The sequence below is a fragment of the Pseudomonas fluorescens genome, assembly GCF_019212185.1.
In the GTDB taxonomy this organism is placed as follows: domain Bacteria; phylum Pseudomonadota; class Gammaproteobacteria; order Pseudomonadales; family Pseudomonadaceae; genus Aquipseudomonas.
The window spans coordinates 1,218,389-1,244,256 of sequence record NZ_CP078138.1; the positions used below are offsets into that span (position 1 = coordinate 1,218,389).

Below are 25,868 nucleotides of genomic sequence, written 5' to 3' on the forward strand. Positions count from 1 at the left end.
GATGAAAAAGCTTTTCAGTCTGCTTGCCACCTTGCTGGTGCTGGCCCTTGCGCTGTGGATCGGCCGCTCGCTGTGGGTGCACTACATGAACACCCCCTGGACCCGTGACGGCCGGGTGCGGGCCGACATCATCAACGTCGCCGCCGACGTCACGGGTGAAGTAGTCGACGTGCCGGTGCGGGATAACCAACGGGTGAAAAAGGGCGACTTGCTGATGCAGATCGATCCTGAGCATTACCTGCTCGCGGTCAAACAGGCGCAAGCGCTGGTGGCTTCGCGCAAGGCCACCTGGGAAATGCGCAAGGTCAACGCCCACCGGCGTGCCGACCTGGACAACCTGGTGATCTCCCGCGAGAACCGCGACGACGCCAGCAACATCGCCGACTCGGCACTGGCCGACTACCAGCACGCCCAGGCGCAACTGGAAGCCGCGCAATTGAACCTCAAGCGCACCAAAGTGCTGGCGGCAGTGGACGGTTATGTCACCAACCTCAATGTGCATCGCGGCGACTACGCACGCATCGGCGAACCGAAAATGGCCGTGGTCGACATGAACTCGTTCTGGGTCTACGGCTTCTTCGAAGAAACCAAGCTGCCTCACGTGCGGGTCGGTGACCAGGCCGAGATGCAATTGATGAGTGGTGAAGTGCTCAAGGGTCACGTGGAAAGCATTTCCCGCGGCATCTACGACCGCGACAACCCCGAGAGCCGCGAACTGATCGCCGACGTCAACCCGACCTTCAACTGGGTGCGCCTGGCCCAACGGGTGCCGGTGCGCATCCATATCGATGAAGTGCCGGAGGGCGTTCTGCTGGCGGCGGGGATTACTTGCACGGTGGTGGTGAATCTGTAGAAGCGAGCAAGCTCGCTCCACAAGGTGGGGTGGGGCATTCAGCAAAACGTCTCATGCAGATGCCGCCACGCCAGCGCCCCTGACGCCTGTCGTTCCAAAACCGCAGTGGCGCGCCTGTCGTTGAGCACCCCGCTGGCATCCGACTGCAGTTCGCGGTAGCTGACGCTGGCGCCATCGGCATGCCGGTCGATGCTATGCCACTCGCTCAACTCGATGCGCAACCCAGGGCGGGCGCCGCCGAGTTTTTCGAACAACGCTTGCAGGCCTGCAAAGTCCAGCGCGTCACCATTGGGCGTGATCATCGAGAACTGCGGCGAGAATCGCGCGAGCAGACGCTTTAGCACCTTGCGATCATCCGTGCCGGCGAACCATTGCTCGATGTCGGCGAGGGTGTGGCTGACTTCAGCGAAATAGTCATTCATGGGTTTTTCTCCAGTTTGGGGTGGGGAGTGATTAGGGCCTTCACCGGCGTGGCATCGAAGCGCCAGACGGCGAGGAGCGGGATCAGGGTCAGCAGGGCGGCGATCTGGAAGCAGCGCTCGAAGGCGTGCAGCGATTGCGGGCCCAGGGCATCGAGCAGCGCACTGAGAACTGCGGCGCCAAGGCCGAAGCTCAGTTGGCGGTTGATGTTCCACAGGGCGCTGGCGTGGTTCATGCGCTCGGCACGGATGTCGAGAAACGCCAGGGTTTGCGCGCAACTGCTGCATAAGCTGCCCCCCAGGCCCATCAATCCATAAGCGAGGATCGGCAAGCCACCCTGGGGTTGCTCGATGAGTATCAACAAGCCAATCCCGACGCTTTGCAGCAGCGCGCCGAGTATCAGGAGCGGCTTGGGGCCGTAGTGTTGGAAGGCGCGTTTACCGGCGATGATCGCCAGTGCCGAACCCATGGCCCAGGGCAGCATCGGCGGATTCAACCGGTCGTCGCAACACTGGATTGTTGTACAGACTTTAGATACTCATTCAGTGCTTCGGCAGGTGTTTTCCAGCCGAGTGTTTTTCGAGGTCTAGTGTTAAGTACGTGAGCTACCGCCTGTATTTCTTGAGCACTCCAACGAGAGAGGTCAGTGCCTTTCGGGAAGTATTGCCGTAGAAGGCCGTTCGTATTTTCGTTTGTGCCGCGCTGCCATGGACTATGTGGATCAGCAAAGAAAACCTTTACTCCGGACTCGATGGTAAATCGAGCGTGATCCGACAGCTCCTTTCCACGATCCCAGGTCAAAGATCGCCACAGCTCGATGGGAAGATCAGTCACCGTCTTCTTCAATGCATTGGCCATACTAACAGCCCCATAGCCAGCCAGCGCCGGGCCGTTCTTCGTGCGGGGAATTAGCCCATAACCTTTCTCGCGGGGCAGATGGACGAGCATGGTAAATCGAGTTGAGCGCTCGACCAGAGTTCCAATCGCAGAACGGTTCAGACCGATGATCAGGTCGCCCTCCCAATGCCCGGGTACAGCCCGATCTTCTACCTCAGCAGGGCGACTGGAGATCATGACATCCTCGCTGACGTGTGCCCACGCTTTGGCCTGCGCTCTGGCTCTCGGCACGCGCAATGCGCGTCCCGTGCGTAGGCAGCTCACCAGTTCGCGCTTGAGAGCGCCTCGCCCTTGAATATAAAGGGCCTGATATATGGCTTCGTGAGAGATACGCATGGATTCATCGTCCGGAAAGTCGATCTGGAGCCGGTTGGTAATCTGTTCGGGCGACCAGCCAATGACCCATTTACGGTCACTGCGATGTGGTTTGTTTCGGCCTTTGAAGGGCGCTTGTCGAGGCCCAGCAATCTCACAACCATCGGCGTCTTGAACCTTACCCTCAAGACGGTCTCGTACGTATTGATGCAGTCGCGGGTTAGTGACCAGTTTCGCTGGCTTTGGCCTCTTGGCCACCAGTTCTGCCTTCCATTGCGCGACTGAAGCTCGATACTCAAGCCGACCGCAACGAGTTGCAGCATTACGTGTCAGCTCTCGTGAAATTGTCGATGGGCTTCGTCCAAGGCGACGGGCAATCTCACGAACGCCGACACTTTGCGCCCGAAGCAGCCCAATCTCTTCTCGCTCTGCGAACGACAAGTACCGTCCTGATATGTGGTTCGACATGAATAATGGCATCCCGCCCCGATGACGGAACCAGCGTGTGCCTACCGCTGTTGATACGCCAACGGCCTGTGCTGCCTTTTCACTTGTGATGCCGGTCGCGATCTGCACCCAAAACAGCCGCTCTATCTCATTACGAAGTGACGGTGCGCCTGGAGAACGCATCGCTCCCCGGCCCGTCAATTTTTGCATCCATCCTGCAGGTCGTCCCATAAACACCTCGATCAAGGTGTTGCAACGACCGGTTGAATTCGCCATCAGTGCGCCGATCTGCGCGACCCCCCAGCCGCGCTGATTCAGGTACAGCACGGCGATCAGGCTGGTGCCGATGAACACCCCGGGAATCAGCAGGTAGACCCACATGGCCAGGCGCAATGCCGGATTGCGCAGTAATTGCAGGTCGAGCAAGGGGCGTGTCGTACGCTCGACGACCGCGTTATCGGTCTTCAACCAAAGCGCCGCCAGCAGCAGGGCCAGCAGGACAAACGGCAGATTCAGGTAAAACACCCAGCGCCACGACAGCGCTTGTACGATCAGCCCGCCCAACGCCGGTGACAATGCCGGGACCAACAACGCGACCGACATCACCCAAGTCGTCAGTTGAGCGCGCTGCTGCGCCGGGAATTGGCGGAACGCCAGGGCCTGGCCGATGGGGATCAGCAGGCCGCCGCTGAGCCCTTGCAGCAGTCGCCAGCCGATCAAGGCTTCAATCGACGCGGCTTGTGCGACCAGCAGCGAAGCGCAACCGAACGCCAGCAGTGAAGCCAGGATCAGGCAGCGCTCGCCAACCTTGGCCGCCAGCCACACGCTCAGGGGAATGACCAGGGTCAGGCCGAGCATGTAAGCGTTGCCGATCCATGCCAGTTGGCTCACCGAGGCTCCCAACTGATGGGCAATGTCGGGGTAGGCGATGTTCGCGACAAACATGTTCAGCAGGTCCAGGGCGAACCCCAGCAGGTACACCAGCGCGACTTTCCAGCGATAGGCCATGACGATTTTCCGGTCAATGAGCGGTGCAGGGTAGGGCGCGCAAAGGTTTGGAAAAACAGCGAATTGGCTGCTAGTTTGTCAAAATTATTTTGACAAGGGGCACCGCCGAGATGGTCAGCCTGGACCGATTCGATACCTTTAAAGCCGTGGTCGAGGCTGGTTCGCTGACCGCAGCGGCCGACCTGCTGGGGCAAACCCGGGCGGTGGTCAGCTTCAACCTCAAGCGCCTGGAGGCCGAGCTGGGCGTCACCCTGTTGACCCGCAGCACCCGCCAACTGGCCCTGACCGATGCCGGCGAGCGGTTTTACCAGCGCTGCGTGCGCACCCTCGACGAAGCGCGCCTGGCTATCGAGGATGCTCGCTCGGAGCACAGCCAGCTCAAGGGCACGCTACGCATCACCACCACCCTGGAATTTGCCCTGGCCCAGGTGGTGGCGGCCTTGCAGGTGTTCCGCGAGCAACACCCGCAATTGAACATCCATCTGTCGACTTCATCGACCCACGCGGACCTGATCTCCGAGCGCTTCGACGTCGCCCTGCGGCTGGGGCGCATGTACGACTCCAACCTGCGCGCCGTGCAGTTGTCGACGTTCGACATTCATGCGGTCGCGGCACCGGCGCTGCTGGCGCAACACCCGCCGGTGCAGACCCTGGAGCAGTTGCAGGCACTGCCGGCGCTGGGCCACGGGCGGGTGCCGGAGTTGACGGTGGAGGACCCGGAAGGCACGGAACACGTCTATCAGCCACAACCCGGCAAGACCACAATCATCGCCGACAACTCGGCCACGCTGCGGGCCTTCGCGTTGTCTGGTCAGGGCGTGGCGATCCTCCCGGAATGGCTGGTGGCCGATGACCTGAAGAGCGGCACCTTGCAACGCCTGCTGCCCGGTTACCGCTTCGCCCGGCAAGGTGTCTATGCCTTGTACCCGGACACCCGCCACCTACCGTTGAAGGTACGGGCGTTTATTGATTTCATGAAAGAGTGGAATTGAATTTCAGAGCGAACCGCGCAGACCAAAGCGCTTCATCAGCACCCACTCCAGCAAGCCTTTGGGCAACAGCGCGGCGAGCAGGGGAAGGGCGCGGCTGCCGTTACCCAGGCGCAGCAGGCGCGGTGGCTGATCTTGCTGCGCAGCCTTGAGCAGGTCGGCGGCAAATTCGCTGGCGGGTGTGGGCTTGTCCTGGGAGGCCTTGGCCCTTGCCCTAATGCCTTCGCGTAGCGGCCACCACGGCGATTGCTCGCTGATCAACTGCTCGGCCTCGGCGCCGGCGTTCTTTGCAAAGCTTGAGGCAATCGCACCGGGCTGCACTTCCATCACGCGGATGCCGAATGGCGCCAGCTCCATGCGCAGTGCATCACTCAGTGCATGGACCGCTGCCTTCGAAGCGCAATAGGCGCCGGCGAATGGCGTGACCAGCACACCGGAGACGCTGCCGATATTCACCACCAGGCCCTTGCTGCGACGTAACACGGGGAATAGCGCGCGGGTCACGCCAACGATGGAAAACACGTTGGTCTCGAATTGACGCTGCATCGCCGCCACGCCGCCATCGAGCAGTGGCCCCATGGCGCCGTAACCGGCATTGTTGATTAACAGGTCGAGGCCGCCGTGCTGCTGGTTGAGGCGTTCACTCAACTGCTCGAGTGCCGGTCCGTCGTTGACGTCCAGTTGCACTGCGGTGAAGCCGGCGGCCGCCAGGAACGCCACGTCTTCAACCTTGCGCGCCGTGGCCCAGACCTCGTAGCCGGCCTGTTTGAAGGCATCGGCCAGGGCGCGGCCAATGCCGCTGGAACAACCGGTGATCAACGCAACGGGCATGGCGCATTCCTTGTGCAGGGAAGAGGAAAGTCAGTCGGAGAAACTACCCTGCAATCGCTCGGCGCGAAACTCCAGGGTTTGCGGGCGGTAGCCGGGGCGCAGGGGTGGCATGGGCAGGCAATCCTGCCAGTTGGCGCCGGCCTGCAGTTCGCCAGGGCCACGGTAGCGTGGCGCGGCGTATTGATTGTCGGCCAGGTTGACCGTATCGCCCGGGGCATAGGCGGCGATGCGCCAACGCAGCTCGGTCAGCGGAACGTCGTTGCCGTTGTTCATGTTCAGCAACAGCGGCCGGTCAGCCGGGCACTGCTCGGGGGCATAACTGATCCGCAACTCAAGGCGCGCCAGTTGCTTGACCTCGCGGTTATCCAGCCACACCACCCATGCGGCTACCAGCCCCAGGCCCAGCGCGGCGGCCAGGGACACAGGCAAGGCTTTACTCGGATAGCGCAGTAACAGAACCAGCCAGGTAATGATCAGCAAAACGCCAATGAACATGACGTACAACCTCGGGAACAGAGATCAGCATCCTACCGAAGCATAGGGAGGTTGGCGAATGGGGGAGGTCTTGTTGTCGTCCTCAGGAGCCCCCGTGGGAAAGCCCCTGTCCAACCCACTGCGGATAGGGGACGCAGTCGGCTGGACAGGGGGCTTGTTCTTGCCGGGCAGTTACTGCGCGATGGTTTTTACCGACACCCCACGCTCCAGCGGTGTCGAGCGCCCATAGATATCCTCAAACCGCTCAATATCATCCTCGCCCAGGTAACTCCCCGACTGCACCTCAATGATCTCCAGGGGAATCTTCCCTGGATTGCGCAAGCGATGCACCGAGGCAATCGGAATGTAGGTCGACTGGTTCTCGGTCAGCAGGAACACGTTCTCATCACAAGTCACCTCCGCCGTGCCGCTGACCACGATCCAGTGCTCGGCACGGTGGTGGTGCATTTGCAGCGACAGGCAAGCCCCCGGTTTGACCGAGATGTGCTTGACCTGGAAACGTCCGCCCATGTCCACCGAATCGTAGGAGCCCCACGGACGATAAACCTCGCAGTGATTCTGAGTCTCGCTGCGGCCCTGTTCGTTGAGGGTGTTGACCATCTGTTTGACGCCCTGGACCTTGTCCTTGTGGGCAATCATCATCGCGTCTTTGGTTTCGACCACGACTATGTTCTCCAGGCCGATCACCGACACCAGTTTGCCGTTGCCGTGGATCATGCAGTTGCGGCTGTCCTGGATCACCACGTCACCTTTACTGACGTTGCCGTTGACGTCTTTTTCATGCACGTCCCACAGCGACGACCAACAACCGACATCGCTCCAGCCGGCGGTCAGCGGCACCACGCAGGCGCGCTGGGTTTTTTCCATCACGGCGTAATCGATGGAGTTGTCCGGGCAGCAGGCGAAGGTAGCTTCGTCGAAGGTGATGGTGTCGGCGTCCTGGGCGCTGCGTTCGAGGGTCAGCAGGCAGGTGTCGTAGATGTCCGGATCGTGTTTTTTCAGCTCCTCGAGGAAGCGACTGGCGCGGAACAGGAACATGCCACTGTTCCAGAAATAGCCGCCCGTGCGGACGAACTCGGTGGCGCGCTTGACGTCGGGTTTTTCGACGAATTGCGCGACCCGGCTGATACCTTCCGGCAGCAGCGCATCGTTGGTCGACTTGATGTAGCCGTAGCCGGTTTCCGGCTTGGTCGCCGGCACCCCGAACAGCACCATCTCGCCGCGCTCGGCGGCGACTGTGGCCAGGGCCAGGGCGCGTTGCAGGGCCTTCTGGTCTTCCAGCACGTGGTCGGCCGGCAGCACCAGCATCAGCTCGTCGCGACCTTCATTGACCAGCATCATCGCGGTCAGGGCCACGGCCGGTGCGGTGTTGCGGCCGAACGGCTCCATCAGGATGCGCTGGGTTTCCAGCTTGCGGCTGCTCAGTTGCTCGTTGACGATGAAGCGGTGGTCCTGGTTGCAGACCACGATCGGGTTGTCCATGCCGTCGAACACCAGGCGTTCGAGGGTTTGCTGGAACAGCGTGTGCTCGCCGGTCAGGGCCAGGAACTGCTTGGGGAACTGTTTGCGGGAAAGCGGCCAAAGACGTGAACCGCTACCGCCGGAGAGGATGACTGGGATCATGGTGTAACTCCTTCAAAATTTTTAAGTCGGGGCCGCTTGTAGGAGCGGGCTTGTCGGGCCGCCGCATCGCAGCGAAGGCGGCATATCAGACACATCAATGCCCAATGACACACCGCAATCGCCAGCCAGCCGGCTCCTACAAGGAACTGCATCAATTCGGAAAATGGCTTAGCGAGTAGAAACCGGACGTTTTACCCACACCGGCGACAGGCTGCTGCCGCTACCCGTGACGTACAGCACCGCCGCTTCACCGCGCTCCAGGGCAACGGGTTTGACGTCGCCGACTTTGGTAGCACCGTCGTACAGCGCCAGGCTGACTTTCACCGGGTTGATCTCGCGTTCGCCACGGCCTTTGGCGGCGACGGTCTTGACCACTTCGGTCTTGCCGTCGGCGGTCTTCAACGTCAGCGCCTTGTCGCTGAGGTTCTGTACCCGCACCAGGGATTTCTGCTTGTTCTTGAACGGCGGTTCTTCGATCAGTTGCGGCTGGCCGCTGGCGTTGTTGACCAGGGTGTAATAGTGGTCGGCGGCGAGTTTCACCGGCAGGCTCTGGCTGCCAACCTTGGCGCTGTAGTCGCCGCCGGGCATGAAGCTGAAGTCGCTGCTGGCCAGCGGCGCAACATCGTTGAGGGCGGTGCTGCCGACGGTGGCGCTGACCTCGGCGTTGCTGGCGTTGTAGATCCGCACGAAGCTCGAGCCTTTCGGCGCGGTCGGGCCGTAGAGCGCGGCGTCACCGGCGAAGGCCTGCAGAGACAGCGCGCTCATACCAGCGACGAGGGCGATGGTCTTGGCGAGACGACGAGGAGTGGAAGTGCAAGTCATGGGAGTTACCTCTTTCAGTTTTGCGCCCGGTCGGGCATCTCGGATTTACGGATGTTGAGTGCAACGTTCTGTTGGCGCGCACCGGCTTGCTTGAGTTCGGCGACCCATTGCGGGTCGGCGTCGCCGATTTCGTTGTTGACGGGCAGATAGCGTTCGGGGAACTCCCAGATCAGCACCTGGGGCGGGCTGTTCTTGAAGTCATCGCTTTTCAGGTAGCTGAGCATCGGCAGGATCGGCCCGTGGCCGTCCTCGGCGTAACTGAGCACATCGCTGTTCAGTGCCTGCTTGAGTGCGCCGACGAAATTCCAGTTTGGGTTGGCGCTGTAGCTGGTACCGACCAGGGCGACGGGCACCTCGCTGTTGGCGAACAGCGCGTCCTCACCTTCAGCAGGTTGCTCGGCAGCAACGGTGGTGCGCTTTTGCAGCGGTTCGGTGGCCGGCATCAGGTTTTCGAACAGCGGATCCAGCGGCAGGAACAGGCGCAGGTCGCCCTTGTGACTGACGTTCTCGCTGGCCTGGGTGACGAATTGCTGAGGTTGGCCGCTCAGCGGGGTTTTCTCGGCAATGGTCCGCGCCAGTTGCTCGGCGGCGATCTGCGCGCCTTCCGGGGTCCAGTGGGTATCGGTGCGCAGGAACACTTGCTGCCCGGCATTCTTGGCCTGTTGCAAGGGGCCCAGCAGGTCAGGCGCGGGGATCCGCTCGGCGGCCACGCGCTGGTGGAAATCCCGGTACAGGTCGGCATGGATGCTCGCCGGCTTGACCTCGGCCAGATGCTCCGGATACAGGCGCACCTTGGCCGGGACAATCGCCATCACCAGTTCGACGCCACGGGCCTTGAGAGTCTGGCGTACGCCTTCGACCAGCGCGTAGTTGCCTTGCAGGTTCAGCTCTTCGTTGACGATCGGGTTGAACTCTTCATCGCTGTATAGCCATTGATCGCGACCGAGCACCACACCCGGACGCCCCTCGTTGAACAGCTTGAAATCCAGCGCCGCCCACAGGTTGGTGCCCAGGCGCTTGATTGGGAATTCATCGTCGTAGTGGGTTTCCACGGCCTTGGTCCAGCGGCCGTTGAGCACGGTTGCCTCGTTGTTGGTGCTGAAGCCGAAGAAGCTGCGTACCGACCACAGGCCCAAGACCATCAGGGTCACCAGGAACAGGGCGATGTAGAACACGCGTAATGAGCGGGTCATGGTCAGATCCCTCAGAACTGGAAGTAAAGGAACGGCGAGAAGCTTTGCGCCGAAAGTTTCAGGATCGAAGCGATGAACAGCAGCAGCACCAGCGCGCGCATGGCGTAGCGCGGCCAATCCACCATGGCGCCACCGGCCAGGCTCAGGGCACCGCCGTCGACCGCTTGGCTGGGTGCGGCGCTGTCCTTGGTCGGCGGACGGTTGCGGTAGAAGTCGCGCAGGCCGAAGAACGCCAGGGTTGTGTAGGCCACCACCAGGGTTGCCACTTGCAGACCGGTGAGGCTGGCGCGGTTGAGCTCCGAGAGCGACCAGTCGCTGAAGCTGAACATGGCGCCGTACATGCGGGCGGCGACGTGCAGGTTTTCCGCGCGGAAGATCACCCAGCCCATCACCACCAGCAGGAAAGTCAGTGCCCAGCGGATCGGGTTGAAACTGCGTGGCGAGGTGTTGAGGCCGATGGCTTTTTCAATCGCCAGCCACATGCCGTGCCAGGCGCCCCAGACGATGTAAGTGATGTTGGCGCCGTGCCACAGGCCACCGAGCAGCATGGTCAGGAACAGGTTGCGGTAGGTGGTCAGGGTGCCTTTGCGGTTGCCGCCCAGGGTGATGTACAGATAGTCGCGCAGCCAGGTCGACAGGCTGATGTGCCAGCGTCGCCAGAACTCGGTGATCGACTGGCTGATGTAGGGTTGCTTAAAGTTTTCCATGAAGCGGAAACCCATCATCAGGCCCAGGCCGATGGCCATGTCGCTGTAGCCGGAGAAGTCGAAGTACAGCTGCGCGGTGTAGGCCAGCGCGCCGAGCCAGGCGTCGCCGGTGGTCGGGTTCTGCAGGGCGAAGCAATGGTCGGCGACCACCGCCAGGGTGTCGGCGATGAACACCTTCTTGATGAAACCCTGCATGAACCGCGTGCAGCCTTCGGAAAACTTGTCGAGGGTATGGGTGCGGTGATTGAACTGGTCGGCCAGGTCACGAAAACGCAGCACCGGGCCGGCGATCAGGTGCGGGAAGATCGCTACGAACGCGGCGAAGTCGATCAGGTTGCGGGTGGCTGGGGTGTCGCCGCGGTAGACGTCGATGATGTAGCTGATGGACTCGAAGATGTAGAACGAGATCCCGATCGGCAGCAGCACGTGGGTCAGGATGAAAGGTTCCAGGCCCACTGAGGTCATCATCGCGTTGATGCTGTCGACGCCGAAATTGGCGTACTTGAAATAACCGAGGATGCACAGGTCGACGGCGACGCCGAGCAGCAACCAGCGCTGAGCCGGTTTGGTCCTGACCCCGGCGGCACCGACTTTCAGGCCGATCCAGTAGTTCCACAGCGTGACGGCAGCGAACAACGCGAGAAAGTCCACGCGCCACCAGGCATAGAACACGTAGCTGGCAATCAGCAGCAGCAAGTTGCGATAGCGTTGCCCGCTCAGGTAGTACAGGCCGAGAAAGATCGGCAAGAACAAAAACAGGAACACGTTGGATGAAAACACCATCCCGGTTTCTCCTTGTGTACATCAACAGTCAAGGGCCAACGGCCCCCCCAACCCCCCCAGTGAAATGGAGGGGTAACGCATTCACCCTTGTAGGAGCGAGCCTGCTCGCGATGGCGGTGTATCAGTCGACATCAATGGTGAATGTCAGACCCTCATCGCGAGCAGGCTCGCTCCTACAGGGGGTGTGTTGTTCATGAGCCTTTTTCATTCCTCGGGTCATAGACCTTGGTCAGATCCCCACCCAGGCGAAAGGACTTGAACGGCTGCATGCCGTGCTTTTTCTCCAGCACATCCGCCGAGCAGCTGTAGAGCGAGCAGTAGGGTTCGAGCCAGGCGAATTTGGAGTCGACCTTGAGGTCGGTCATGTCCTGCTCCTTGCCGTTTTTCTGCTCGAACTCGTCCGGGTCCTTGACCCCGGCCAGCACCCGCTCACCCAGGCGCTTGAGCGCGCTGTTGTTTTCCTGACGCAGGTCGACACCGTTGACCTGGGCGAAGCTGGCGATCATCGCCAGGGGTGGCAGGGCGTAGTTGTGATAGGCCAGCGCCCGTTGCTCGCGCTTGAGTTCATTGGGCAGGTAGCCCTGGGCGTCGACCTGGTTGGCGCCGACCTTGAACTCCTTCACGGCCCAGTCGAACAGGTCGCGGCGGTTGGTCGCGACCGAGGTGGCCATCACCGACCAGGCAGCCCAGTACGAGTGGTTGTTGGTTTTCTCCAGCGGCAGGTCGTTCCAGTCGCTGACCACCTGATCGGCCATTTTGCTGAACCAGGCTTCGATCTGCTGCGCTTGCTGCGGGTGATTCGCCAGCGGATGGGAGTCGGAGAACTTCAGGCGGATGTAGGCCGAAGCCATGCTGCCCAGCGCCCATTTGCGCATCGACTTGCCGGTGTGGTTGAAGTCCCTGGACATCAGCGCATCGGCCTGGGCCCAGGCGGTCAGCCAGTTCAGCGTGCATTCCAGTTGCTGCGGGCGACCGTCGCGCATGAACTGCATGACCCGCTTGCTGGTGCCGCGCTCGATTTTAGTGATGTCGGCGGTGGTGTCGCGGAAGGCTTTTTCCGATTGCACATTCAGGGTCGAACGGGCCTTGTCGGAGCCTTCGTATTTGCTGCGAAATTGCAGGGCACCGGTGTACGGCGTCGGCACCGCGTCGCAGCCTTCACTGCTGTCGCCAGTCTTGAATTTTTCCACCGGGGCAAAGTAACCCTGGGGCGGATGCAGTGGTGCGGCGGCCTGGGTGGCGCCGGCGAACATCGCCAGGCTGAGCAGGGCTGGTACCCAGAGCTTTTTGCGTTGTGCAGTGTGCATGGCAGACCTCATTGCCCGAGCTGGGCGGTACGTGGACCGGCGCCCGGGAATACGTTGCGTTTGCAGATTTTCGCTTCGACTTTCTGTGGCGCGGCGCCGGCTTCGGGACCCTGGACTTCGACCGCCAGCAGGTTCTGCGAGGCCCAGTCTTCGTCGGTGCGCAACTCAAAGGCGAAACGACCGTCGGTGTCGGAGGTTTCCGGTTTGTCGATCTTGATGTCCTCGTGGCGCCCGTTCATGTACCAGAGGGTGGCTTGCAGGGTTTTCACCGACGGGTCGGCGAAGCGGATATCGATCTGATGACTGCTGTTGCGCAGGTCCATGTTGCGGCTGTTGACCATCAACTCGTTCTTGCCCGGCTTGAGCGTCGAACTGCTGCTCATCAGCGCGTCCTTGCCTTCGCAGCCGTTGTCGAGCAGCGCCATCATTTGCCGGTAGATGGTTTCCTGGTCGAGGCGGTACAGCGGCGAGAATTCCCAGATGAGTATTTTCGGCGGGCTCTTCTGGAAGTCTTCACTGCCCAAGTACTGCAGCATCGAACCTTCGAAGCCACCGCCGGGGAAAGCGACGTTGAGAATGTCGGCGCCAATCGCCTCTTCGAGAAAGCCGGCGAAGTTGTAGTTCTTGCCGCTGTGGCTGGTGCCGACCAGGGTGATCTGCGGGTTGCCGGAATCGCCGAACAGGTCGCCGTCGGAGGCTTCGCCCTTGGGTTCGGTGGTGAACTGGTCCATGTACTGAATCGCATAGCTGGTGCCGCAGAGTTGCCCGGCCATGTTGTGCAGGGTGCCGGTCTTGCCCATGCGTCCGGATTTTTTGGTCTCGAACTCACGCTTGGGGATGTCGGCGAATTGCGGCAGCTGGCGGACTTTCTCGGCAACGATTTTTGCCGTGCGTTGGGCGCCGTACGGGGTCCAGTGCTGATCACCACGGAAGTAGAAATCGTGGGCGGGCAGGGTCTCGGGCAGCGACTCGTTGGTCAATGGCGAGAGGTCCGGCACCACGTATCCCATCTCGGCGAAACGCCCGAGCATGCCCTGGTAATTCTTCAACGCCTTGTCGTAGTCGAACGCGGCTTTTTCCTGCGGGTTGAGCTTGTTGCGATTCACCAGACCACGGGTTGGCTGATAGACCACCACCAGTTCCACGCCCTTGCTCTTGAACGCCTCGTGCAGTTGCTTGAGGCGGCGGTAGCCGGCGGGCGTGGTGTTGAACTCGGTGCGCAGATCCTCCTGGGTACGGAACAACCAGTCGCCCTGGGCTTGCACCAGGGTGGTGAAGTTCTGCTGGTAACGCGTGGTGTAATTCTTTGCGTCATGGGCTTCGGGGCACAGGTTGCAGCACGGCTCGGCGCTGAAGGTTGGCGCCGTGGCGGTGGCGGCACTGGCGGCGTCGCTGACGGTCAGCAGGGCGGCGGCGATGCCGGTCAGGCCGAGCAGTTTGATCAGGTGGGGCTTCATCAATGTCATCCTCAGTCGCGCATTTCGGTCTGGCGTTCGACGGGGTCGATCAGCACGGCTTTTTGCTGGCGCACCAGCAGGTCGAGGATTTCGTCCTGGCGTTCGCCGAGGATCCCCGAGAAGCTGATGCCACTGGATTTGGTCGGGGCGAGCATCGACACCCGATACAGCTCGATACTCAACGGCGAGTCGATGGACATCGGCCCGCTGCCGTTGGCCGCCAGCTCACCGCCGACCACGATCAGCGAGACCTGGGCGTCGAACGGGTCGAGCTTGATGTCGCGGTCGGTGTCGGACAGGTCCTTGATGTGGCCGTAGAGGCCGGTCAGGCCGTTGGCCATGGCGATGTTTTCGTACAGGCGAATGTTCACGCTATTACGAATGCGAATGCCATGGCGGCGGTTGCTGATGACCTTGTTGCCCCACAGCAGGTTGTCGGCACTCTCGTAGAGGGTGATGCCGTCGGTGTGGTTGCGGTAAATCTCGTTGTAGGCGACCAGGTTGTTGACGCTGTTGCGGTCGATCACCAACCCCGAGAGTTTGTTGTCGTAGCTGCGGTTGTTGAAGATGAAGCTGTCGTTGACCTCACGGGAAATGATGATGCCGTGCTTCTTCTTCGTGCCGTAGACGGTGTTGTCGGCGATGATCAGGCGATGAGAGCGGTCGTGGGGGTCGATGCCGTAGACGATGTTGTCTTTGTAGGTGTTGCCCTTGACCACGAAGTCGCTGGTTTCATAGCAGTAGAAGCCGTACCACATGTCGGAGAACTCCGAACCGATGATCCAGCCGGTCGGTTCCGGGCGCTTGAGGACCTTGGCCATGTTCGGCGTGTACTGGGAAATACTCACCCCGTAGGACTTACTGTTGGCGTAGCCGAAACTGGCCATCTTGCTGTTAACGATGTAGGTCTGGGTGCCGCCCCAGGCCAGCAGGAACGGGCGGAAGTCCTTGGGCGAGCGGAAGCTCGCCGGGCCGTTGTCCTTCTCACGCCAGCCGGTGATCTTGCTGTCACGCACGAACAGTTGGCCGTCGTTGACCAGGAACGAGCCGGCTTCCTCGGACAGGCGCAGTTCCTGGGTCTGCTTGTCGATCTCGAGAATGCCCTTGGCCCCGACCACGATCGGCAGACGCGCAAGGAACACCCCCGGCGACGTCTCGCTGAAGTACTGCTTGGGCAGCTTCTTGCTCAGATCCTTGAGGTTCAGGTAACCGTCATCGATGAAGATCGCCTGGGGTATGCCGTGCTGACGGACCACCCATTCGGCCATCTTGTTGTCACCACCGATAAAGTCCTTCAGCGCGTCTTCCTGCATCATCCGCCGCACGCTGACCTTGCCGGCCTTGCTGCGGACGATCTTCGCCTCGGCCGCTTCGGCGGTGTAGCCGGACAGGTCGGGCAGCTTTGGCGGGGCCAATTCCAGCGGCCCGGTCGGCGCGCTGCTGACGGTATAGGTCTTGGCCTGCTGCAGCTCCTTGGCCATGGTCACCGGCTTGGCCGACTCGACGCTGGCGCAGGCGGCATGGGCGGCCAGCAACAGGGCGGCGGCCAGCAGGCTGATCGCGGGGTTGTTCATCCGGGGCACTCCCTTGGCGGCTCGCATCAGAAGCGCCAGATCACGTCGACGAATGCGCGGTGCATGTACGAGTCGACCTGGTTTCCGTAGGCATCGCCCGGCTTGAACACACCGCCGCGAAAGCGCACCAGCGCCGCCGGCTCGTCGATCGACTTGCTCAGGCTGGCCGGCAGCAGGCCTTGCTTGAAGTACTTGGTGACCACCAGGTCGACTTCCTGGCCGAGGTCTTTGTTGCCGTCTTCCAGCGGCAAAGAAGTGCTGGAGAGTAGGGCGCCGGTGACGTCGTCGTAGTTGTTGTCGACGGCGTTGATGCCATTGCTGCCGACCGGCTTGTTGCCGTCGACGCGCCAGAATTTGTGGTAGACCAGGCTGGCGTCGTAGTCGTCCTGGATCATCCACGAACCGAACAGGGTGGCGCTCTGCATGTTGTTCATTTCGCCACGGAAGGCCTCGCCGAAACGATGGACCCGGGCGCGGGTGCCAGTGTAGTTCGAGCGGTTACTTTGCAAGCCGTTCTGCTCGTAGTCGGCACTGGCGCGGGCATAGGCGGCGCCGACCTGCCACTTCGGATCGAGGCGCAAACGCACGCCGAGGTCGGTGGCCCAGCCGTCGACGTCGCCGCTGCGCTTGGCTTGCGCCGGCTGGCTGCCATCGGCGTTCAGCGGATTGACCGTGTCGCGGTCGCCGCTCATGCCGGTGAGGCTGGCCCAGTAATTGACGGTGTTGGTGTTGCGCCAGTTGTAAGCGTCGCTGTTGGCCTCCAGGCCGACCCAGCTGAGGTCGCCGTTCTGTTTTTTATCGGTGGCTTCTGGCGCTTCGCCGGGCGTCGGGTAGTCGAGCTTGCCGTTGTCGTGGGTGTGGTGGGCGCGCAGGCCGACCCATTGCCCCGGAGTCCACTGGGTGGCGATGTCGCCGAAGATATGCAGGCGGTCCTTGTCTTGCGGCGATAGCTCGGTGAGGTCGGTGCGGTACTCGCTGAAGCGCTCGGCGACCCCGACGTTGGCTTTCAGCAGGGTGGTGTCGAAGGTCCAGTTAAGGGCTTCAATGTTGGTGTCGCGCCATTGCCCGTCATCGTTGCGCAGGCGTTGGCGACCGAGCTTGAGGATCTCGCCGGGGTAGGGCGTCAGGCCGCTGTAGCCCACCCAGAATTCGCGCATGGCCAGGTAGTTCTTCTTGCTCTTGCGGCCGTCGTCGTTGCTACTCTGGCTGCCTTCGGTGTCGGACTGCTGCAGGGTGTCGGTTTCGATGATGTCGGTGGAGGTCACGGCCTGACCCATGGCGTAGGCGCTCCAGTTGCCGCTTTCGCCGTACACCCACGGACGCAGGTCGAGGCCGACGCCGTTGACGTCGCCACCGCTGGCGGTGCCAAGGTCGCGGTCGTCTTCGGATTGGCCGGTGATCTTCACGTCGAGGCCGAAGTTCTTGGTCTCAGTCATCGCCGCCAATGTCGGGCACGACCACAGCAGGGCGAAGCTCAGGCCAATGCCGGCCTTCACAAAGGGATTCAACTTCATAGGGATTCCTCACCATCTTGTTCTTGCAGGGCCTGGGCGCTGATCGGGTTCTGGCTCACGGCGCCGCGCGTCGCCTGTTCCTGTTGCAGCAGGCGTTGCGCTTCGGCCAGTTGTGCTGGCGGCAGCTGGGCTTCGAGGGTCTGCGCCAGCTCGTTGGCCTGCGGGGTGTCCTGGGCCTTCGCCAGTTGGCTGAAGACATAAGCGTTAAGCGGGTTGGGCTTGGTGCCCTTGCCTTGGGAGAACAGCTGGGCGAGGGCGAAGTCGGCGCTGTTCTGGCCATTGCGTGCAGCGGTCAGCAGGTGGTCGACGGCTTTCTGTGAGTAGACCTGGCCGAGGTAACCACGGCGATAGATCTGACCCAGGTAGTAGTCGGCGGCAACTTCCTTGCCCACGGCTTTCTGCAAATGCGCCTCGGCGACCTTGGCGTCGGCCGGCACCCATTTGCCTTCGTAGTACAGCTTGCCCAGCAACAGCTCGGCCCGTGGCTGGTCGGCGGCGCGACCGTTCTCCAGGTACTTCATCAGGGTGTCGACGTCGCCCAGTTCGGGGAAGTCGTAGAGCAACTGAGCGAGGCTGACCCAGGACGCCGGGTAGCCGGGGGCGATTTTTTCGAGCATGGCTTGTGCGGTTTTTTCATCCGGCTGGCCGAGGCTGGCATCGCCGAGCACCCGCGCCACGCTGTCGACGCGTTGGGCCGAGACGGCGCCGCGACTGAAGCTGGCCTGCAACTGCTTGAGCAGCTCGGCCTGTTGTTCGGGTTGGGCACGTTTCTGGTAGACCGTGGCCAATTCGACGTAGCAGATGTCGGTGCTGTTGAGGGCGGCCTTGCAAATCTTCTCGACGTCGTCCAGGTGCTGGTCGTAAGTGCCCTGGGTGCGATACAGCAGCACCTGGGCCAGGCCGGCCTCCGGATAACCGGCGCTGCGCCATTGGCTGATCTGCTGCTGGGCGTTGATGTTGGGGAAACTCTGCGGGTATTGCAGGTAGAGCATCGCCAGCGGGATCAGGGTGTTGCCTTCACCACTGGCAGAGGCTTTTTTCAGCAGGCTTTCGGCCTCGTGGCGCTCGGCTTCGCTGGCACCCGGCTTGGCCACCAGCAGGCGACCAAGGCGCGCCTGGGCCCGCGGTGAAACGCTGGCGGCGGCGCGGTAAGTGGCCTCGGCCTTTTGCATCTGCGCCGGGTCGCGGCTGTCGACCTGGATATCAGCCAGACCGACCTGGGCTTCGCTGTAGCCGAGGTCCGCCAGTTGCTGATAGTTCGCCGCCGCAGTCGTGGTGTCGCCGCGCTTCAGTGCTTCATTGGCCAGGCGTTGATCAGGCAGGCCGGCGCAACCGGCAAGACTCACCGCCAAAGCCAGCCCACACACATAATGACCCCTGTAGGAGCGAGCCTGCTCGCGATGCGATGAGTCAGACACACCGCATGGACTCAATCGCTGGCAAGCCAGCTCCCACAGGGTCCGTCGTGTATTGAGGAGTGGAGTAGTCACAGGCATTTCCTCGACTTAAAGACCATTGGCCATGGCTTTGTCGATCAGCCAGCTCAGGTTCGGGCCACGATCGCTGTTCACTTCCACCGGACGCCCGGCGAGAGCGCTGTCGAGGGCTTCGTCCGGTTTAATCTGCACGCGAATGTCGGAGGACAGGTCGGCGCTGTTGAGGCTGGTACTGCTGACGATCTTGCCGCTGCGCACACTGTCGTCGCCGGCCACCTGGAAGCTCACGGCAGTGCCGGGACGGACGTCGGCGAACTGGCGATAGGAGAAGCGCGCCTCGACATTGGCCTCGCTGTTGCGCGGCACCAGTTGGAAGATCACGTCGCCCTTGCTGGCGTACTGACCGTCGGCAACCATCTGCTGCGCCACGATGCAGTCGCAAGGCGAGGTGAGGGTGCCGGTCATTTGTTTGCCAAACAGTTCTTCGACCTTGGCTGGCTGCAACTGGTCTTCGTCCAGATGACCCTTAAGCACGTCGAGCATGCTGGTGCTGAAGGTCGCCAGCGGCGCGCCCTTGGCGGCCACGCCGTCGGTCTGGATCAGGCTTTGCACAGTGCCGTCGCGGGGCATGGTGACGTTCATTCCCGGCACGCTGACCAGACCGGCCTGGGCGTGGCTGACGAAGTACATGCCGTACACCGATTTGAGAATGAAGCCGAACGCAGCCAGGCCGACGATGAAAATGCCGGCGCTGAAGGTCACCGCACGCAGACGGCCGAAAGCGGTCATGCCGGTGCCGCCGTCCTTGTTCTTGCGCGCCTTGGTGAAGTTGTCCCGTTGCAGGGTCGCCAGCACGTCACCCATGGTCACGATGTCGCCGGACAGGTGCGAGGTGATCAGGTGGCGCAGGGTGGAAATGTCCTGCGGTTCGAGGTTCTGGAATTGGCAGCCGACACGGCCGGTTTGCTGGTCCCAGGAGCGCACCATCAACTCGACGTCCATGGCCAGGCCGAGGTTGTCGATGAGGAACTGCAACCGGCCCTTTTTCACTTCGCCGACCTTGAATGGGATCTGCCCGCCATTGAAGCTCAGGCCACCCGCCGACAGGTCGATCAGGCGCGCCTCGACGGGCGTGCGGTCCGGACCGAAGAAACGCAGCTTGGCCGGGATCTTGACCCGGGCGTGTTGGCGTTGGGCTTCGGATTCATGCACTACGTTGACATTCACGGCGGTATTCATAGGGGGCGATTTCCTAGTTAATTCAGGCAAGGTGGGTCAGACCATCAGCAGCAGTGCGGCGACAAAAATGCTGCCGGCGGAGAAGGTCATGGTCCGAGACGACCAGGTGTTGAACCAACGTTGAAAGCTGGCGAGATCACGGGACAGAGCAGTGGGTTGGCGCGTCCAGGACTGTTGGTCGAGGCGGAAGAACACGTAGATCTTCACCAGCGCGCCAACGATCTGGTTGTAATAGAGGATGGCCGGGTAGGCCGGGCCGATCCGGTGCCCGGAGCACGACAGCAATAGGGTCAGGATCAGCCGAGTGATGCCGATCCACAGCAGATAGACCAGGATGAACGCGGTGCCGTACTTGAAGCTGGCGATGATTGCCACGGTCAGGCCCAGCAGCGACGTCCACATCGACACGCGTTGGTCGAACAGCACCACCGAGGTGAACAGGCCCAGGCGCTTGATCCCCAGGCCGAGGGCGCGGGAGTTCTGCCGCAGGTTGTTGCCGTACCAGCGGAACATCAGTTTGCGACTGGCCTTGATAAAGCTCTTTTCCGGCGGGTGCTCCACCGTGTTGATCGCCGCATCCGGCACGTAGAAGGTGTCGTAGCCCAGGCGCATCAGGCTGAACCAGCTGGACTTGTCGTCGCCGGTGAGAAACTTGAAGCGGCCCAGGCGCCAGTGCTGCAGCGAGTCGCTTTCCACGTCGGCGATGAACTCCGGGTTGGTCACCACGCTGGCGCGGAATACCGACATGCGCCCGGTCATGGTCAGCACGCGCTTGGACAGGGCCATCGAGCACATGTTGATGTGGCGCTGGGCGAAGCGCAGCTTGTGCCACTCGCTCATGATGTAGCCGCCACGCACTTCGCAGAATTCGTTGGTGGTCAGGCCGCCGACGTTGTCGAACAGCTGGAACCAGGGCACGGTCTTGCGCACCACGCCTTCGGCGAGCACGGTGTCGCCATCGATCACGGCGACCACGGCGCGGTCGTCCGGCAGATGGCGGGAGATGGCGCGGAAGCCGAAGGCCAGGCCATCACGCTTGCCGGTGCCGGGGATGCGCACGAAATCCAGTTTGACGTGGTTCGGCGGATTCATTTTTGCCCACAGGCTTTTCACCAGCAGCTCATCGGACATTTCCACGATCGAGCACACCACTGTGGTCGGGAAGCCACATTCGATGGCTTCGCGGATCACCGAGCAATAGACCTGGGCGGTGGTCAGCGCGTCGATGCGAAAGCTGGTGACCATCAGGAACACATGGGACGGGTCAGCCGCCTTGCCCAGTTTGCGCACCTTGCGCCGCAGGTGCGGGTAGACCACGTAGAGAAACAGCATGCCGCGCAGGAAGTGCGTGGCACCCATCGAGTAGCGCCAGATGCCCACGGCGCCAATCAGGAAAATAAAGTCCTTCGACTCGGAGTCGAAGGTGGACGCGGGCAACGCCAGGGCGAGGCCCATCAGTAAACATAAAAACAGCAGCCAACCGGCGGCCTGGAGTAGGCCGTGCTTTAGCCTGTGCATAATCTGCATCCGTCTCGATCTCGGGCGCGCCGGCGGGGCCGCCCGATGGGGTTAAGGCTGGCGAACGACGCCGGTGTGGCGTGCGACGCCATCGCGAGCAAGCAGGGCCCTGTGGGGGCGAGCCTGCTCGCGATCAACCGCGAAGTGGTTGCGGTGTGTCCCGGATCTGCCGCCTTACCAGCAAATCCCTTCCGTGCGCGCAGCCGGGTTGGTGGCCTTGGCCATGAAGCCGACCAGGTCGATCACCTGTTTGCCGTGAGGGACGGTGTGCGCCAGGCTGCGGAACTTCTCGTCGCGGTTGCCGAGGATGATCACGTCAGAGTTGTTGATCACTTCGTCGAAGTCCGAGTTGAGCAAGGACGAAACGTGGGGGATCTTCGACTCGATGTAGTCCTTGTTGGCGCCATGCACCCGGGCGTACTCGACGTTGCTGTCGTAGATGCTCAGGTCGAAGCCTTTGCCGATGAGCATTTCCGCGAGGTCAACCAGCGGACTTTCGCGCAGGTCGTCGGTGCCGGCCTTGAAGCTCAGGCCGAGCAGGGCGACCTTGCGCTTGTCATGGCTGGAGACTATGTCGAAAGCGTTCTGCACCTGCGACTCGTTGCTGCGCATCAGCGAGTTGAGCAGCGGCGCCTCGACGTCCAGGGAACCGGCGCGGTAGGTCAGGGCGCGTACGTCTTTCGGCAGGCAGGAACCGCCAAAGGCGAAGCCGGGGCGCATGTAGTACTGGGAGAGGTTGAGGGTCTTGTCCTGGCAGACCACGTCCATCACTTCACGGCCATCGACCCCGACGGCCTTGGCGATGTTGCCGATCTCGTTGGCGAAGGTCACTTTGGTGGCATGCCAGACGTTGCAGGTGTACTTGATCATTTCGGCAACGGCGATGTCCTTGCGGATGATCGGTGCGTCGAGTTCTTCGTACAGCGATTGCAGGACGTCACCCGAGGCCTTGTCGAATTCGCCGATAACGGTCATCGGTGGCTGGTCGTAGTCGGCGATGGCGGTACTTTCGCGCAGGAACTCCGGGTTCACCGCCACGCCGAAATCGACGCCGGCTTTCTTGCCCGAGCAGTCCTCGAGAATCGGGATTACCACGTTGGCCACAGTGCCCGGCAGCACGGTGCTGCGTACGACGATGGTGTGGCGGGTGGTCTTGTCGCGCAGCACGAAGCCGATTTCGCGGCATACCGCTTCGATGTAGTTGAGTTCCAGGTCGCCGTTTTTCTTGCTCGGCGTGCCGACGCAGATCATCGACAGGTCGGTATCGCGGATCGCTTCGGCGAAGTTGGTGGTACCGCGCAGGCGCCCGGTCTCGATGCCCTGGGCGAGCAACTCGCCCAGGCCCGGCTCGACGATCGGCGAACGCCCGGCATTGATCATGTCGATCTTGTCCTTGGCCACATCGACACCCACAACGTCATGACCGCGGGCCGACAGGCAACCGGCACAGACTGCGCCGACATAACCCAAACCAAATATGCTGATGCGCATCGCAATTACCTCTGTGTTTATCACGCCATTAAATGGCCGAAGTTAATGAAGTTCATGGGGCGAACTGCACTCGCAACTTTCCCGCAGGCGCAAAACTACCCGTAGTGGCATGTTCAATTGCGAGTGGCTAAATAAGTGCACTCAAGTTGTGCGTAACTATGACCGTTTGTCCCGGCCCGCCCTGATAGGCAGCCAAACCCCCGCTGAGGAGGCTGTGGTGCAGGCGCCTGGTGCTCGTGTGAGCACGGTTCGGGGGGCGAGACGCCGGTCTTATGGGGGAGCGCGAAGTGAAGGAATGTTCCGCCATTCGCTGTTATCCCCAAGCACTGCTGCCCATGATCAAGTTCAATGTGACAACTTGGTTATAGGGCGGTTGCTTTTCGTAAGTCATCTCCTACGTATTCGTGAAGAATCGTTACCGGTGGTATGAGCGGCGCATTTTCAGATAGTTCATGGCCACTCATCCTGATTTTTGAAATCTCTTGAAATATAGCCAGAGATGGCACTGCTCTCAAATTGATAGCACTTACCGTTTGGCCCTTTATATATGGGGAGCTAATAAGGGAGGATAGTTTTGTGCCACTACCGAACAAAAAAATCGGTGCCACTAGTGAAAAAAATCACCCCTGTCGAGTGAAATTAAAGTTAGCGGAATGTGGGGGTGGTTTTTTGACGTCATGAAAGTGACGTATTTGGCGGGAGTCAACGAGGGTGTTGGCGCATCAACAGCCGAGGCTGTCGTGCGCCCTTTTTGCCTTATTCCGGTGCGTGGTCGCGCAAGAACACCAGGTTGTCGGGTTTCGACTGCTCCGCGCTGTAGCGATAGCCCTGCAGGTCAAAGCCGGTGAGGGCTGCCGGGTCGTTGATGCGTTCCTGGATGACGAAACGGCTCATCAGGCCCCGGGCTTTTTTCGCGTAAAAGCTGATGATTTTGTATTGGCCGTTCTTCAGGTCCTTGAACTCGGTGTTGATGATCCGAGCGTTCAGGGCGTTGCGCTTGACGGCCGAGAAGTACTCATTGGACGCCAGGTTCAGCAACACATCGTCGCCTTGCTCGGCCAGGGCCTCGTTCAGCCATTCGCTGATCTGCGTGCCCCAGAAGGCATACAGATCCTTGCCCCGGGCATTGGCCAGCTTGGTGCCCATTTCCAGGCGGTATGGTTGCATCAGGTCCAGCGGGCGCAGCAGGCCGTAAAGGCCGGAGAGCATGCGCAGGTGCTGTTGCGCGTAGTCGAAGTCGGCTTCGCTGAAGGTCTGGGCGTTCATACCGGTGTAGACGTCGCCTTTGAAGGCCAGCAGCGCCTGTTTGGCGTTGTCCTGGGTGAAGGCCGGGGTCCAGCTGCCGAAGCGCGCGGCGTTGAGTCCACCGATCTTGTCGGAAACGTGCATCAGCTCGCTGATCTGCGCCGGCGTCAGTTCGCGCAATTGCTGGATAAGCTCCTGGGAGTGGTCCAGGTACTGAGGCTGGGTGAAGCGCTGGGTGGCCGGCGGTGTTTCATAATCGAGGGTCTTGGCGGGGGAAATCACCATCAGCATGAAGTCGTCTCCTTTGAACGTGCGGGGATTCTAGGGGGTTGGGCGGTTGGACTCCAGCTATCGGGTTCATAGCTGATCGGCGGTGTGCGCAATGGAGGAGGCGGGCGGCGAATCGGCTATAGTGCCGCGCGGGTTTTCCGAGGAGTCATCCCTGTGCGTAGCGCTTTACTGTTTGCGGCCTGTCTGTTCAGCCTTGCGGCCACCGCGGCGCCTGTGGGGCCGGCAACGCTGGACCGCAGTACCTGGCCGGAACAGCTGTCAAATCCGACACTGTTCGATGTTGCTTCGCGGGCGGAGATTCTGACGTTCGCCCGGGCGCTGCTTGCCAGTGAGGCGCTGGATGAGGCTGCCTTGAAGCAGCGTCTGGGGCTGCGGATGATCAACCTCGACGCGATCAACCGCCTGCGGGAACGGATGTGGCAGCGCTTGCTGGCCAACTATAACTTTGCCCAGCAAAGCTGCGATCAGGATGCCTCCTTCTGCTTCCTGGTGGAGGACCGCGACACCCTGCGCGAGCAGGCGGGCAAGTTCGAACTCGGCGAAGACTCCTATTACGCCCGTTGGGCCGAGCCGAGTCGGCAGTTCCATGAGCGCTATCTGGACGAACAGTTGCGCAAGGCCGCGCTGCTGCCACAAACCAGCAGCGAAGTTGAATTGCTCGGTGATCACGAGCGCAACGGTGAGCAACTGAATGACCGGCTGTTTGTCCTCAGTTTTGACAGTGGCGCCAACCTGATACCGGATCACAGTGCCTGGCTGGGCGAGTACCTGCGTGAGGCAAAACTGACGGGCACTTTCTTCGTTCTTGGCAGCGAAATCCAAACCCGCCTGGCCCAGGGCTCTGTAGCGCAGTTGCAGGAACTGTATGCAGGGCAGTGCGTCGGCGTCATGGGTTGGGAGTTTCGTGCTCACAGTCATTGGCAGGATTGGCAGTATTCGATCACCCGCAGTGTCGACCTGGTGAAGAACAGACTGCCGGAAAACTTCGTCCCGCTGTTCCGGCCGCCCAATGGTCAGCGTCGGGCCGAGGGGGCGAGCTTCTTCAAGGCGCAAGGGCTGCAAGTGGCGCTGTGGGACATCGACCCGCAGGACAGCAACCGCCAGATGAGTGGTGAGGTCAGTGCGCAGCGGGTGCTGACGCTGATGCTGTTGTGGCGCCACGGGGTGATCAACTTCAATAGCCGGCAAGATGCGGTCACCACGGCATTGCCTTGGTTGATGGCGCAAACGGCGCAAAGCGGGATCGGTTGGGAAGATTGTCAGGACGCGTTTCGTTGAAACGCCAAAACCCCGTAAACATTGGCTTTGGGGTGATTTTTGCGAAGAATTCGCTGCAGGCGGACTTACGACTTTAACGGTGCGTGAGTCACCCGCCAAGCGCTTTTTAGCGCTGTGAAAAATAAATATCAAAAA

At 61.3% G+C, this 25,868-nt stretch carries 20 protein-coding genes and 1 pseudogene; 3 read left to right on the forward strand and 18 right to left on the reverse strand.

What is annotated here, in order from left to right:
- The first annotated feature begins 1 nt into the window (after window position 1).
- The gene (locus KW062_RS05245) at window positions 2-853 is read left to right on the forward strand and encodes an efflux RND transporter periplasmic adaptor subunit (RefSeq protein WP_027618605.1); all 852 of its coding nucleotides are present in this window, start codon (window positions 2-4) and stop codon (window positions 851-853) included.
- 38 nt (window positions 854-891) lie between these two features.
- Here KW062_RS05245 and KW062_RS05250 read toward each other — a convergent pair whose 3' ends face one another.
- The 3 genes and pseudogenes from KW062_RS05250 to KW062_RS29220 all read right to left on the reverse strand — a co-directional run bounded on the left by KW062_RS05250 (window position 892) and on the right by KW062_RS29220 (window position 3,940).
- Window positions 892-1,275: a hypothetical protein gene (locus KW062_RS05250; RefSeq protein WP_027618606.1), complete on the reverse strand. Its 384-nt coding sequence runs from the start codon at window positions 1,273-1,275 to the stop codon at window positions 892-894.
- Window positions 1,272-1,757, reverse strand: a pseudogene (locus KW062_RS05255) (MFS transporter); the annotation flags it as partial. The pseudogene KW062_RS05255 and the gene KW062_RS05250, both read right to left, overlap by 4 nt.
- An 8-nt stretch (window positions 1,758-1,765) precedes the next feature.
- On the reverse strand, window positions 1,766-3,940 hold the full coding sequence (locus tag KW062_RS29220; protein WP_327192027.1) for an IS30 family transposase: 2,175 nt from the start codon (window positions 3,938-3,940) through the stop codon (window positions 1,766-1,768).
- Between the two features lie 110 nt (window positions 3,941-4,050).
- Here KW062_RS29220 and KW062_RS05270 point away from each other — a divergent pair, with 110 nt between their 5' ends.
- A complete protein-coding gene (locus KW062_RS05270; RefSeq protein ID WP_105755105.1) occupies window positions 4,051-4,932 on the forward strand; it encodes a LysR family transcriptional regulator in 882 nt (293 codons plus the stop codon).
- A gap of 3 nt (window positions 4,933-4,935) precedes the next feature.
- On the opposite strand, the gene KW062_RS05275 is transcribed toward KW062_RS05270, so the two are convergent.
- The 15 genes from KW062_RS05275 to yaaA all read right to left on the reverse strand — a co-directional run bounded on the left by KW062_RS05275 (window position 4,936) and on the right by yaaA (window position 24,455).
- On the reverse strand, window positions 4,936-5,760 hold the full coding sequence (locus tag KW062_RS05275) for an SDR family oxidoreductase (RefSeq protein WP_105755106.1): 825 nt from the start codon (window positions 5,758-5,760) through the stop codon (window positions 4,936-4,938).
- A 30-nt stretch (window positions 5,761-5,790) separates the two neighbouring features.
- The gene (locus tag KW062_RS05280; RefSeq protein WP_027618610.1) at window positions 5,791-6,255 is read right to left on the reverse strand and encodes a hypothetical protein; all 465 of its coding nucleotides are present in this window, start codon (window positions 6,253-6,255) and stop codon (window positions 5,791-5,793) included.
- Between the two features lie 171 nt (window positions 6,256-6,426).
- Window positions 6,427-7,878, reverse strand: coding sequence for a mannose-1-phosphate guanylyltransferase/mannose-6-phosphate isomerase (locus KW062_RS05285; RefSeq protein WP_027618611.1), 1,452 nt, complete (start codon window positions 7,876-7,878; stop codon window positions 6,427-6,429).
- A gap of 168 nt (window positions 7,879-8,046) precedes the next feature.
- Window positions 8,047-8,700 carry an alginate O-acetyltransferase AlgF gene (locus KW062_RS05290; RefSeq protein ID WP_105755107.1) on the reverse strand — a complete coding sequence of 218 codons (654 nt, stop codon included), beginning with the start codon at window positions 8,698-8,700 and terminating at the stop codon, window positions 8,047-8,049.
- A gap of 14 nt (window positions 8,701-8,714) precedes the next feature.
- On the reverse strand, window positions 8,715-9,893 hold the full coding sequence (locus KW062_RS05295) for an alginate O-acetyltransferase (RefSeq protein ID WP_105755108.1): 1,179 nt from the start codon (window positions 9,891-9,893) through the stop codon (window positions 8,715-8,717).
- 11 nt (window positions 9,894-9,904) lie between these two features.
- Window positions 9,905-11,383 carry an MBOAT family O-acyltransferase gene (locus KW062_RS05300; protein WP_105755109.1) on the reverse strand — a complete coding sequence of 493 codons (1,479 nt, stop codon included), beginning with the start codon at window positions 11,381-11,383 and terminating at the stop codon, window positions 9,905-9,907.
- A gap of 191 nt (window positions 11,384-11,574) precedes the next feature.
- Entirely contained in the window at window positions 11,575-12,690 is a 1,116-nt protein-coding gene (locus KW062_RS05305; protein WP_105755110.1) for a mannuronate-specific alginate lyase, read from the reverse strand.
- 8 nt (window positions 12,691-12,698) lie between these two features.
- A complete protein-coding gene (locus KW062_RS05310) occupies window positions 12,699-14,147 on the reverse strand; it encodes an alginate O-acetyltransferase (RefSeq protein WP_105755111.1) in 1,449 nt (482 codons plus the stop codon).
- A gap of 11 nt (window positions 14,148-14,158) precedes the next feature.
- Entirely contained in the window at window positions 14,159-15,721 is a 1,563-nt protein-coding gene (gene algG / locus KW062_RS05315; RefSeq protein ID WP_105755112.1) for a mannuronan 5-epimerase AlgG, read from the reverse strand.
- Window positions 15,722-15,747: 26 nt separating this feature from the next.
- Entirely contained in the window at window positions 15,748-17,235 is a 1,488-nt protein-coding gene (locus KW062_RS05320; protein ID WP_105755113.1) for an alginate export family protein, read from the reverse strand.
- Entirely contained in the window at window positions 17,232-18,725 is a 1,494-nt protein-coding gene (algK, locus tag KW062_RS05325; RefSeq protein ID WP_105755114.1) for an alginate biosynthesis TPR repeat lipoprotein AlgK, read from the reverse strand. The genes KW062_RS05320 and algK overlap by 4 nt, the downstream gene beginning before the upstream one ends.
- 15 nt (window positions 18,726-18,740) lie before the next feature.
- Window positions 18,741-19,910, reverse strand: coding sequence for an alginate biosynthesis protein Alg44 (locus tag KW062_RS05330; RefSeq protein WP_027618620.1), 1,170 nt, complete (start codon window positions 19,908-19,910; stop codon window positions 18,741-18,743).
- A 36-nt stretch (window positions 19,911-19,946) separates the two neighbouring features.
- Window positions 19,947-21,428 carry a mannuronan synthase gene (gene alg8, locus KW062_RS05335; protein WP_371321429.1) on the reverse strand — a complete coding sequence of 494 codons (1,482 nt, stop codon included), beginning with the start codon at window positions 21,426-21,428 and terminating at the stop codon, window positions 19,947-19,949.
- A 174-nt stretch (window positions 21,429-21,602) separates the two neighbouring features.
- The gene (locus KW062_RS05340; protein ID WP_027618622.1) at window positions 21,603-22,919 is read right to left on the reverse strand and encodes a nucleotide sugar dehydrogenase; all 1,317 of its coding nucleotides are present in this window, start codon (window positions 22,917-22,919) and stop codon (window positions 21,603-21,605) included.
- A gap of 756 nt (window positions 22,920-23,675) precedes the next feature.
- On the reverse strand, window positions 23,676-24,455 hold the full coding sequence (gene yaaA / locus KW062_RS05345; RefSeq protein WP_027618623.1) for a peroxide stress protein YaaA: 780 nt from the start codon (window positions 24,453-24,455) through the stop codon (window positions 23,676-23,678).
- Between the two features lie 153 nt (window positions 24,456-24,608).
- On the opposite strand from yaaA, the gene KW062_RS05350 reads away from it, so the two are divergent.
- A complete protein-coding gene (locus KW062_RS05350) occupies window positions 24,609-25,733 on the forward strand; it encodes a polysaccharide deacetylase family protein (RefSeq protein WP_105755115.1) in 1,125 nt (374 codons plus the stop codon).
- The last annotated feature ends 135 nt before the right edge of the window (window positions 25,734-25,868 follow it).

Bases quoted from the DNA above. Each gene is read 5' to 3' on its own strand.
- yaaA (WP_027618623.1), bottom strand. From the start codon at position 24,455: ATGCTGATGGTGATTTCCCCCGCCAAGACCCTCGATTATGAAACACCG.
- KW062_RS05295 (WP_105755108.1), bottom strand. From the start codon at position 9,893: ATGACCCGCTCATTACGCGTGTTCTACATCGCCCTGTTCCTGGTGACC.
- KW062_RS05305 (WP_105755110.1), bottom strand. From the start codon at position 12,690: ATGCACACTGCACAACGCAAAAAGCTCTGGGTACCAGCCCTGCTCAGC.
- KW062_RS05275 (WP_105755106.1), bottom strand. From the start codon at position 5,760: ATGCCCGTTGCGTTGATCACCGGTTGTTCCAGCGGCATTGGCCGCGCC.
- KW062_RS05245 (WP_027618605.1), top strand. From the start codon at position 2: ATGAAAAAGCTTTTCAGTCTGCTTGCCACCTTGCTGGTGCTGGCCCTT.
- algG (WP_105755112.1), bottom strand. From the start codon at position 15,721: ATGAACAACCCCGCGATCAGCCTGCTGGCCGCCGCCCTGTTGCTGGCC.
- alg8 (WP_371321429.1), bottom strand. From the start codon at position 21,428: ATGCACAGGCTAAAGCACGGCCTACTCCAGGCCGCCGGTTGGCTGCTG.
- KW062_RS05270 (WP_105755105.1), top strand. From the start codon at position 4,051: ATGGTCAGCCTGGACCGATTCGATACCTTTAAAGCCGTGGTCGAGGCT.
- KW062_RS05280 (WP_027618610.1), bottom strand. From the start codon at position 6,255: ATGTTCATTGGCGTTTTGCTGATCATTACCTGGCTGGTTCTGTTACTG.
- KW062_RS05330 (WP_027618620.1), bottom strand. From the start codon at position 19,910: ATGAATACCGCCGTGAATGTCAACGTAGTGCATGAATCCGAAGCCCAA.
- KW062_RS05340 (WP_027618622.1), bottom strand. From the start codon at position 22,919: ATGCGCATCAGCATATTTGGTTTGGGTTATGTCGGCGCAGTCTGTGCC.
- KW062_RS05300 (WP_105755109.1), bottom strand. From the start codon at position 11,383: ATGGTGTTTTCATCCAACGTGTTCCTGTTTTTGTTCTTGCCGATCTTT.
- KW062_RS05250 (WP_027618606.1), bottom strand. From the start codon at position 1,275: ATGAATGACTATTTCGCTGAAGTCAGCCACACCCTCGCCGACATCGAG.
- KW062_RS05290 (WP_105755107.1), bottom strand. From the start codon at position 8,700: ATGACTTGCACTTCCACTCCTCGTCGTCTCGCCAAGACCATCGCCCTC.
- KW062_RS05310 (WP_105755111.1), bottom strand. From the start codon at position 14,147: ATGAAGCCCCACCTGATCAAACTGCTCGGCCTGACCGGCATCGCCGCC.
- KW062_RS29220 (WP_327192027.1), bottom strand. From the start codon at position 3,940: ATGGCCTATCGCTGGAAAGTCGCGCTGGTGTACCTGCTGGGGTTCGCC.
- KW062_RS05285 (WP_027618611.1), bottom strand. From the start codon at position 7,878: ATGATCCCAGTCATCCTCTCCGGCGGTAGCGGTTCACGTCTTTGGCCG.
- KW062_RS05320 (WP_105755113.1), bottom strand. From the start codon at position 17,235: ATGAAGTTGAATCCCTTTGTGAAGGCCGGCATTGGCCTGAGCTTCGCC.